This is a genomic window from Chamaesiphon sp. VAR_69_metabat_338 (genome assembly GCF_031423935.1).
Classification (GTDB): domain Bacteria; phylum Cyanobacteriota; class Cyanobacteriia; order Cyanobacteriales; family Chamaesiphonaceae; genus Chamaesiphon.
The window spans coordinates 1-10,205 of the sequence record NZ_JANPGM010000691.1 but is presented as its reverse complement, the minus strand read 5'-3'; the positions used below and the strand labels follow the sequence as shown (position 1 = coordinate 10,205).

Here is a 10,205-nt window from a genome sequence, read left to right as displayed (position 1 = left end):
TGGCGATCGAAACGGACTACACATCACCTGGCATTTAGACGATCGGAGATGGGGGAATCGGAGATCGAAGTCAAAGCATTAGCAGCGCGAGATCCAGAGATAATCGCCTTGTGCGAATCCCATCAAGTCGATCCCAGTTTGGCTGTGGGCGGCTGTTGTGTGACTTGGGCGGCTTCGATGGGTTGGGACCAGGAAGGCGAAAACCATGAAGGGAAGACTGTCTTCGCACTCGTCCCAGATGCCGATAAACCGCACAGCGGGCAGTTGTTACGCGATCGCGGCTATGCTGAGATCGTCGCGGTGGCGGGACAGTACCATATGGATGATGATGGCGGCTTGGTGCTGATCACGGACTATGACATCATGAGTTCGGTCGAGCGATTTTGGTTCCCTAGTCCGAATGTCCGCGTTCGCAGCAGTACCGTCAAGCGGATGGGTGGATTTAGTACGGCGACATTCTGCACGGAGACGCGCGTATTACCAGAAACAGCTAGTGATAAAGTTGCCGAGCAGATCGATCCGAAGTTAGTTGTTTCTCCTCTAGGCTGGTAGATTGACGATCGCGAGCGAACACACGGAAGCATATCAAGCTGGGATAACCTATCTAAATAAAGTTCGATCTGTCTTGCCAGATCCGCAGATGGTAGACGTCACGCGCAATCTGCGCGATCGAGTCTCAATTTGTAATTGGATCGGGCGGCAGATTGAGACTGTCAATCGATCGCTCCAAGTCCATCTGATGGCTTGTCATGAGTGTTTCAACCCAGCAGATCGGCGATCGATCCAGATCTTGGCAGTCCCCTTTGCGACATCGGTGCAACTCGATGGTTTTTGCAATATTAATGCCGAGCCGACGACGATTTTGGTAGACGTGGGACGAGTCGCGCCAGTCGATTGGCTGGCTCTAGTGGCGCATGAATACGCACACGCCCATCTCGGCTATCCCGGACACGATCGCCAATACGCCCAAGTGCTCAGTCATTTATGTCTGGGCTTGGGTTTTGCGCAACCGTCATTGACACCAGTCGATCGAAGTATCTACTGTTGGCCGCCATATTCACCCACGATCGATCCCTTAGCTTGGTGGCGCGGTGAAGGGAATCGGTTAACAACACCCTGATTCGATCGGCAGATTGGCATCTCTACCCGGGATGCCAATCTGCCGATCGATTAATTTCAGGATGCGATCGTAGTTACTTTAAATTGCCACAATCATTGTTTAAATAACGAGAAATCGTCTATGAATAAATCGGCGGTGCCAGCATCTTTGTACGCAAAAATCTTGGCTTCAGCAAAATTAGTCGGTGCCGTAAAACCTAGCTGGAAATATTGACTGGTACTGTCCGTAACATTAATAGATTCGATATCGGTGATTTTGCCACTAGCATCTTTGAACAATACGCCGAAAAGACCCACATCGTTAGTCTGCGAGAGTTGGGCAGTTCCACCAACTATGTAACTTTGTCCGGTCACAATATCGCCGGTCACATCTTGGTCTAAGCCACCCCCACTAGCGGCGATTTTGACCCAATTCGAGCCACCGGAACGATTGACTACCGAAACATCATTGTTGAAAGGATACCAACCAGTCAGACCATTATCAAAGGTGGAGTTGACCAACGTCAAACTTGCAGTAGTCGTGGGAGTCGTAGGAGTAGCGGTGCCATTTGTAACTGTCAAAGAGAAGTCTTGTGGCGCAGTAGTTCCATTACTGAAATTGCTAGTGACCCCATTCGGATTAATTCCGGTAATGTTGCCCGATACGTTGCTTAAATATCCATCAGCGCGACCCAGCCAGGCGTTAAAAATATCCCGATTGAAGTTATCGCTAACTGTCACATTGTTAAAAGACATATTCCCAACTTGCTGGCGGTTGTTTTCGCCCCCAAAACCGCGAATCGCGATTGGGTTTGTCAAAAATTGAGTGTTGGCAGTATCGCTAATACTCACATTGTCAAAGTTAACTTTTAAATTATTCGGATCGCTGCGATCGCCGGATAATGCATCGATCGCAATGGCTGCACTAGGTTGATTTTCTACTAAACGCGTCCCAGTAGTTCCCGTAATCGTAGTATTGCTAATATTAATTGTACCGTTGGGCGTTGAGTCCGCCGAGTTACTATTGGGATGAGCGGATGATGGATAAGTACCGACATTAATTCCAGAATTATTCCGATCGACCGTCGCGCCATTAATATCGATCGATACTGAAGGAGAACTGTTATCTAGCTGAGTAAATGCAAAGGAAATTCCGTCTCCATTATTAACATTTACATAAACATTGCTAAGTTGGATATTCTGTAGTGTTTGATAATTATAATCTGGTTCAAAATCGATCCCACTAGAAGGCTCTACGCCACTAGTATTGATAAATCTTGAGTTTTGGACGACTAGACCTTTTGCTGAGATGACACTCATGCCCTGGCGACGATTGTTGTCTAAGGTGACATTCTCAATTAACCCATTTTCCGAATAAGTACGTTTGTCAGCATATAAAGGATCGTTATAGTCAGCCCCATTGATATTAATACCGTCGCCGCCGGCACCAGTTATGGTCAAGCCGCTAACTACATAATTATTGGTGCCATTAATATCGATAATATGTCCATACTGATTTCCAGAGCTACTGTTGTCTGTATATTCATCTTTATTCATGCTCAAGGTGGCTCGATCTGCGCCTTCACCCTGACCGACCAGTTTGACATTATCGAGGCTTAATGCCCGAAACAGTGGTTTGGTATTAGTCAAAAAGGTGCCCGATTTCGCTCGGACGACAACACCTGGCTCGAAGTCAATCTCTTTATTGCTATTGAGAAAAATAGTTTCACTAATTAGCCAGGGATTACCCATATTGCGAACGATAATTTTGTCCGCAGTGGAGTCATTAATTGCGGATTGCAAGGCAGTAGTAGCATCATCTGAATTGAACCCATAAGTATCAGCATAAACGGTTGTCATATCGATTTACCTTTGGTTGGAAGATAGATAACGTCGGTATTGTGGAGATTACTGAAGCTGACGATTCCGATCGGCAGTCTCGATCGATTAAAGAATAGATCGCCAAAACTGAAGTCTAAATAGAAAATTTTAAATTCGCACAGATATTAATAAATGTCTTTACAAATGAGGTGTTGAGTTGGGGATATTTTTAACTTTTTGAATATAACACACATTCTGAAATATGATGTGTGCGAGGTAAATTTAAGGGCAGAGTCTCGATCGGGGAAGTTAGCGCAGCAGCGTTCGCTTTGTGAAATCGCCATCCCACATCCAAACGTTTGCAGCGGCTAGCAGCAGAGATTCCGCCCCGATGCTGACAACTAGAAATCGCACCGAGATTGGCTCGCGACCTCAATCGGCTGCGTGTCAAGTTCTAGCGATATCGATCGAGATGGCGATCGGATTTATCCGGATGATGAGTCGGTGCGACTGAATTATAATTTGTCGATCGATATTAACCTCTGCTGAAAGCGATGATGCTGCGTACTCAAGACTTCCTATCCCCACGCCATAGTTTCTATGGGCAGGTGAACCCAGAAAATTTAGTATTTAATGCTAATTTACAAGAATTTGCCGATCGAGTGAATTATATTTCCTGTCTGGCTACGGCTGGTAAGTTGTCAGCAGTTGAAGCTCACGCGCAAATCTACCAGTTGTGGCAAAATTTAGACCGCAGTAAACGCGAGTTAGGCGTAGGTGAAAATCCGTTTAACTCCTCGGACTTAAATTAAGCAGGTTTATTAGCGAACATTTTGCGCAGCTAACGCAGGTCGATTCCGCAAAGTGGATCGCCAGTGCAGCTCAAATCCAGCGATCCCATCGATCGAGTCTCGACAACGAGCCGATGCGTGTAAAATATCCCTAAGGTATCAAGGGGTGTGCGATCGAATGACTGAGATCCAAGCTGTGCTGTGTGGTTATTACGGCAAAGGTAATGGTGGTGATGAAGCCTTACTAGTGTCGATGCTGGAAATGTTGCCGCCACAGGTGAAGCCGCTGGTATTGTCTGCCACCCCGCGCGCTACGTCCAAAAGTTATGGCGTCAAAAGTTACGATCGAATGAATAGCGGCTCAGTCGTCCGCGCGCTCAAAGAATCCCAAGTTTTAATTTTAGGTGGTGGCAGTCTGATTCAAGATGCCACCAGTCTGCGCAATTCGATCTACTATGGGGGGCTAATGGGATTAGCCCAACAGTTCGGATTGAAAACGATCGCCATCGCCCAAGGCATCGGCCCTGTAAATAAGCCGCTGACGCGGTGGATTGCCAAACGCGCATTTAGCAACTGTACGGCTGTGAGTGTCCGAGATCCGGCTTCGGCAGCCTTGCTCGCCGATTGGGGCATAGATTGCATTATGGCTCCCGATCCGGTGTGGAGTATGGCCGCGACCCCCGTACCCGAAATTGCCAGCATCGCCAGTCCCAAAATCGCCGTCACCTTGCGATCGCATCCCCAGTTGACAAACGAACGCTTGGAGACGCTTACTACCGCCTTAGTGGACTTGCAAGCTGCCACTGGCAGCCACGTTTTACTCGTCCCCTTTCAACCGACTACAGATCTCGATCTGGCGCGCCAGATTCAAGCCGAACTGACCGATAATAGTCAAGTAGTTACCCTGACCGATCCCAAACAACTCAAAGGTCTATTTCAAGGCGTCGATCTGGCAATCGGAATGCGGTATCACAGTCTGATTATGGCCGCCGCCGAAGGTTGTAAATGTTGGGCGGTAAGTTATGACCCAAAAGTGAGTAAACTAATGACAGAAATCGATCTTCCTGGTTGGGAATTGGCGGACATTCCCACAGATGCAGCGACAATTACTCAAGCTTGGCAACAACAGCTCGAAACCGGAACGGCTCTGAGTAACGAATCGCTGCAAACAATCCGCCAAAAATCGATCGCCCATAAAGACTTGCTAAGTGAAGCCATCGATCGAATCTAACTACAGTCAACAGATTAGATTAGTACTTCCTTCGCCATCTACCACCACTACCTATCCATCCTGCCATGTCCTCAGCAGAACAACAGCCCGATTCGCCAGCTACAGCAGACCAAGCGATCGAAACTGTCTATACAACGGTTGCAGCTCAACACGATCGCACTGATTGGCTGACAGTAGTCAGCAATCTGCGCCAAATCAACCGCCAATTAGTCGAAGAAATTGCCAGATTGGAGCAAGCTCTCGCCTCTGCCAAACAAACCCTTCACAATCAGCAAGAAGCGAATCAGGCGCATGAAATTACCATCTTGCAACAACAAGACGAATTGAATGTCGCCCGCGATCGGGTCAGCGGGCTATTTCAGCAGCTAGAGAGTTCCCACCAAATCGGTCAACGCCAACAAACCCTGATCGAAACCCTCTCCCAACAACTCGAAATCGTCCAAACGATCGTCCCCCAAATCGAAGCAGAACACGAAGAACTCCGCCAAAAATATCAACAGCAAGCGCAAAAATTAGTCAAAACCGAACAAGTCGCGATCGAACTCCATCGCCGCCTCAAACTGCAAGCTACTGCCGCGACTAAAAATGCAGAGGCGATCGACACAGATACCGTAGATAGTGACTTGCAGCCACATGGGACAGATTTCGTCGAGCCAAACTTCGACAGTACCTCTACCGCAACCGTTGCCGCTGCCCAACTAGCCCACGAGCGCGATCTTGCCCGCCGAGCCGCCGAGCCACCAACTCATACCGACGAGATCGAAACCACAATTGGCGATCCAGAGATCTCCACAGCCGAAATCGAACCAGCACCACCCCTGACGCCAATCCATCTACCGCAACGGCACACCCCTAACTGGACACCCGCCCCACCTAAGACTACAGTTACCGCTGCTACCCCAACGCCCCACCCGATCGACTGGCGCGAAGCCATCTTGCAAGATCGCGCGAGCAAGGATCGCATACAGCCGACATCAGATCCCACTACCGACGCCCCACTATCCTCAGATACAGTGGACAAAGAGAGTGTCGCGATCGACGAGCCGATCGCCAAATCCTCCCCAAATTGGCCGTCCATCACCCTCGACAGGCAGCCACAACGTGGGATCGACAAAACAACAGTCAAGATCGATCTCCCTAAATTCCCTAAAAAACAACCAGAATAATTCACCCAATCGATCCTTGGTTTAGCGTGCAGCGGATGGCATCGGGTGAAGATGCGATGCTCGATCGTCATTCGTCAAATTAATTCCAATATCCCCCCATTTTCGCAGTAGATTGCCACCGCTAAATATGTCGAAATTTTTGTCCGAGACGATCGTGACTGTCCTGCTACTGAGCCTAGCTAGTAGCGTCCGAGCGCAAACCCCCACGGCAACCCCCACAGCGACTCCCACCCCAGCCGCCACACCTACAGCCGCCCCGACAGCGACTCCCCCAGAGCTAAAATTATTAGGTAAAGCCATCGCCCAGTTTTGGCAAGGCAATCGCGCTCAAAGCGAATCACAAATCGTGATGACGTTTCAGCGCAAAGGTACCAAAGCGAATCCCGTTCAAATTAATGCTAATGTCAAAACGATCGCCCAAACTGGCGATCTCTTTCGATCGGAATTAACGATCTCTCGATCGGGATCGCCAGCTAGTATTAGTTACTCGATCGTCTGCGACGGTCAAACTGTCTGGATGTATCGTCCCGACAAACGCCAATACTCCCAATCCACCTTCGCACAATTCAAGCCTCAACCTTATTCGCTACTGGTGGGGTTATCGACAGTTTTCTTTGTAAGTATGCCCGAAGCCGGTCGCAAAGCAATTATCGCTGACATGGCTGCTGGTGGCAATCCGTTTAAATCGCTAACACCCAGTCAAATGGCTAATTTCAAAGGCAGCATTCGCCAAGTTGACGGTCAAAGTTTACGCGTCTATGCCTTCGACAATCCCGCCGAAAAATCTGGCTTTAGTGGCTTTGTACAGCCAGAAACTGGTAGCCTGAAGCGAGTTGAATTTATGAGTAATACTTCAGAAGCAGAGGTAAAAATAGTCGAAAAGATTGTTAGTTACACGACTACCACCAATCCCAATACCAAAAGCTTTAAATTTTCTCCACCACCAGGAACCAACAAGGTTGACTCGGTAGCCACCGATCTCCTCCAGTTACTACAATAGCTCTCTATGGCGATCGGGGTGTTTCGATCGAGTTAAGAATAGCTCCAATCGATCGATTAAAACCAAGTAATTATGGTAGTTATCCCAAATTTTGTAGGGGCAGGTTTATGCCACTAATCCAAACCTGCAATTAACCTTTGCACGAACCTGCCCAACCCCATCAGCAGCCTCTAAATTGCTTTACAACCCAAATGAGAAAAACGATCTGAAGGTTAATAGTGGGTGAGGGCGGGTTTGTGCGATAGTTATCGTTACATTCGTAATTGATGGCATAAACCCGCCCCTACAGATTTTTATTTCTAGATAGCTCACCCGATCGAGTTTTTGTGAATCGATCGAAACACTCACCAGATGGACGATCGATAGTCCTAATGCTACGGCAGAAAGCAAATAACTGTGAATGGTAAAGTCGAACTAGCTGGAAGCGATCGATTACCAGTTTTATCAGAACTAGATTTAAACATCACCGTTGATGATGTTTTTGGTTTGCTACGAAGCAATCTCTAAAACTTGGTGGAGGGGCTATTCATGAATTGCCCCTCCACACCGAACTAGCCCAGCGAAAACCCCGACTTTTTGGAAAAGTCGGGGTTTTGTCCCCACCAGCAATCCTATCCCGCTCCCTGCTCGAAGGCAGATCGATTTTTCGTCACAAACGCCGATCGATCGAACAACCACGCATCCCCAACAATAGCTTCCAATCGTCCGAGCAATTGCGGTAAAAAGTAATTTGGATCGTCTAGGCGATTTGTGCTTTTCCAGTTGTCGCGATCTGCTGGGGTTTCGATCTCCTGTTGACTGGCGGCATCAATTATTTCATTGCTGAGTTCGATGAGCTGTTCGAGTTGTGGGTGAGAGCGGGTGTGGCACAGATAGCAAGCTGTCGCACCGAGGAGGGATTCTAGGCTGTCACCACTGGGGACTTTGTTGTAGATGGCAACGATGAGAGCGATTGCATCTTCTAAGTTGGTGGAGCAGTGGACAGTGAGCCAGAGTGATTGGGCGAGGTAGCCAAGAGCATCGGGTTCGTCATTAGCCCCTAAATTCCGCAGGGTGATAACTAATCCACCATAATCACCAATCGAGCCTCTAATTACCGCAGCTTGTAACCGGAGTTCCCGCTCTAACACTGGGTCACCTTGTTGGCGGGCAATACTAGCCATCTGTGCCAGCGAACCCGCTTCCCCTTGGCGGTCGCCGATTTCTCTTTTTATGTCGATCGAATCCTGAGAGAGTTGCAGAGCTTGGTTTAAATCGCCCAATGTTTCGTAAATCATCGACATTTGATGGAGGGACGCCGCTTCCCCTTGGCGGTTGCCGATTTCTCTTTTAATCTCGATCGAATCCTGAGAGAGTTGCAGAGCTTGGTTTAAATCGCCCAATGTTTGGTAAATCATCGACATTTGATGGAGCGAAGCCGCTTCCCCTTGGCGGTCGCCGATTTCTCTTTTTATGTCGATCGAATCCTGGGAGAGTTTCAGAGCTTGGTTGAAATCGCCTAATGTTTGGTAAATTATCGACATTTGATGGAGGGACGCCGCTTCCCCTTGGCGGTTGCCGATTTCTCTTTTAATCTCGATCGATTCCTGGCAATATTTCAGTGATTCTTTCAGCTTCCCTTGAACTTGATAAATGAGAGCTAAATTATGAATGATTTCTGCATAAATCTGTTTTTCGGTGTCGGGGCAGATCTTCAGAGCGGCTAAACAATGTTGCTCGGCAGCGGTAACGTTCCCCAGATTGCGTTCTGCTCTGGCTAGCAAACTAAATAACTGGGCATCTGCCTGTAAAGCTACAGTCAATTGGCAAAGATTCACCGTTTCTCGATGGCGACTTTTTTCTACCCAGTTTTGAGACAATCTCTGAGCCATCTTAACCGCAATCTCTCCATCACCACCCAACATCGCCAGCCGATGTATTTCTAGCCGCTGCGCCTCATTAGAATATTTGGCTTGCTCGATCCACTGCTGATGCAGTACTTTGACCCCAATCGCTGCCAATTCTCCCAGATCTGCGGCTGGCTCCAAATCCAATACCTTCGGCACCCGTACCAAATCCGCACTCAAACCAGTTTCCAATAGCCCCAACGCTGTCGATCGATCTACATGTCGATCTAACCCCGCGAGATCGGTACAGATCGATTGCAACACCACCAACGGCACAGGCAATTCAAACATCGCCCCCCGTGCCAACATTTGCTGCAACTCCGGCTCCTGTTGCGCTAGTAATTTCGCCGCCAACACCTTCGCCAAAAACTCCTGCTTCTCGCCCGACATCGCCGCTAAAATTGCCGCACTGTCAGTCTCAGTGGTATTTTTGAGCATCTTATCCAACGCCTTCAACAAGCGCGGATAGCCATCGGCAATTTGTTGTGCTTTTGCCTGTAACTCCGTTGGCACGTCAGAATCTGGCGCGAAGGACTCCAATCGATCGGATAATTTCTTGACATCGGCTTTATCCATCCGCTCCACCTGAAACCGCTCTACTTTGCGATCGAATGATGAACGTAAGGTGACATCATATTGACTGGTGACGATGACTCGATGGGGGATCTTCGAGCTAAAGATACCGTCGAATAATGCTGTCAAAGGTTCGACAACTTCAGCTTTCAATACTGGCTTGCCATCACCCCCCGCCTCGATATTTTGCTCGAAATCGTCCAGTACGAATACCAACCGCTGTGCTGGTTTATTCAAGCCATTTTCCAAAAACAGCGCAAGCTTCTGTGTCAATGGCAGATCGCCATCCAAAATTGTGATTCCTGTGGAGCTTTTGCACTGTTCTCTAAGTAATCTTTTCAGGTTGTCCCCATCAAAAGTCCCGACAATTACTACCCGCTCATACATCGGTGTGAGCCGATCTAATAATCGACAGAGGATCGTACTTTTGCCCACCCCACCCAAACCATGCAACCAAATTCCCAAATTGCTCGAAGATTTTAGGGCTTTTAGTCCTCGTTGCAGATATCGTCGTCTTCCGACAAAGTCATCTTTCCCCGCCACCTTAATTAAGCCCTCAGGATCGAGGACTACAGTGTTTGCCTCTATCGATCGTTGCCAGACCACATCTTCAGGCGATAATACTAGTGCCTCCCAAGC

General features: G+C 48.3%; 8 protein-coding genes. 6 read left to right on the top strand and 2 right to left on the bottom strand.

The window, feature by feature from the left end; translation table 11 throughout:
• Together RMO84_RS19355 and RMO84_RS19350 are read left to right on the top strand one after the other, a co-directional pair.
• Nucleotides 1–552: phycobiliprotein lyase (locus RMO84_RS19355; protein WP_310490071.1), on the top strand; the 552-nt coding region annotated here is incomplete at its 5' end.
• A gap of 1 nt (nucleotide 553) precedes the next feature.
• The gene (locus tag RMO84_RS19350; RefSeq protein WP_310490070.1) at nucleotides 554–1,120 is read left to right on the top strand and encodes a hypothetical protein; all 567 of its coding nucleotides are present in this window, start codon (nucleotides 554–556) and stop codon (nucleotides 1,118–1,120) included.
• Nucleotides 1,121–1,212: 92 nt separating this feature from the next.
• On the opposite strand, the gene RMO84_RS19345 is transcribed toward RMO84_RS19350, so the two are convergent.
• The gene (locus tag RMO84_RS19345; protein WP_310490069.1) at nucleotides 1,213–2,958 is read right to left on the bottom strand and encodes a hypothetical protein; all 1,746 of its coding nucleotides are present in this window, start codon (nucleotides 2,956–2,958) and stop codon (nucleotides 1,213–1,215) included.
• Nucleotides 2,959–3,476: 518 nt separating this feature from the next.
• Here RMO84_RS19345 and RMO84_RS19340 point away from each other — a divergent pair.
• The 4 genes from RMO84_RS19340 to RMO84_RS19325 all read left to right on the top strand — a co-directional run bounded on the left by RMO84_RS19340 (nucleotide 3,477) and on the right by RMO84_RS19325 (nucleotide 7,107).
• Nucleotides 3,477–3,731 carry a hypothetical protein gene (locus RMO84_RS19340; RefSeq protein ID WP_396135904.1) on the top strand — a complete coding sequence of 85 codons (255 nt, stop codon included), beginning with the start codon at nucleotides 3,477–3,479 and terminating at the stop codon, nucleotides 3,729–3,731.
• A 157-nt stretch (nucleotides 3,732–3,888) separates the two neighbouring features.
• Nucleotides 3,889–4,941: a polysaccharide pyruvyl transferase CsaB gene (gene csaB, locus RMO84_RS19335; protein WP_310490067.1), complete on the top strand. Its 1,053-nt coding sequence runs from the start codon at nucleotides 3,889–3,891 to the stop codon at nucleotides 4,939–4,941.
• 65 nt (nucleotides 4,942–5,006) lie between these two features.
• Nucleotides 5,007–6,107 carry a hypothetical protein gene (locus tag RMO84_RS19330; protein ID WP_310490066.1) on the top strand — a complete coding sequence of 367 codons (1,101 nt, stop codon included), beginning with the start codon at nucleotides 5,007–5,009 and terminating at the stop codon, nucleotides 6,105–6,107.
• 127 nt (nucleotides 6,108–6,234) lie between these two features.
• On the top strand, nucleotides 6,235–7,107 hold the full coding sequence (locus RMO84_RS19325; RefSeq protein ID WP_310490065.1) for a hypothetical protein: 873 nt from the start codon (nucleotides 6,235–6,237) through the stop codon (nucleotides 7,105–7,107).
• A gap of 611 nt (nucleotides 7,108–7,718) precedes the next feature.
• Here RMO84_RS19325 and RMO84_RS19320 read toward each other — a convergent pair.
• The coding region (locus RMO84_RS19320) for a tetratricopeptide repeat protein (protein ID WP_310490064.1) at nucleotides 7,719–10,205 on the bottom strand (2,487 nt) is incomplete at its 5' end.

Coding starts and splice junctions, on each gene's coding strand:
- RMO84_RS19345 (WP_310490069.1), bottom strand. CDS start 2,958: ATGACAACCGTTTATGCTGATACTTATGGGTTCAATTCAGATGATGCT.
- RMO84_RS19340 (WP_396135904.1), top strand. CDS start 3,477: ATGCTGCGTACTCAAGACTTCCTATCCCCACGCCATAGTTTCTATGGG.
- csaB (WP_310490067.1), top strand. CDS start 3,889: ATGACTGAGATCCAAGCTGTGCTGTGTGGTTATTACGGCAAAGGTAAT.
- RMO84_RS19330 (WP_310490066.1), top strand. CDS start 5,007: ATGTCCTCAGCAGAACAACAGCCCGATTCGCCAGCTACAGCAGACCAA.
- RMO84_RS19325 (WP_310490065.1), top strand. CDS start 6,235: ATGTCGAAATTTTTGTCCGAGACGATCGTGACTGTCCTGCTACTGAGC.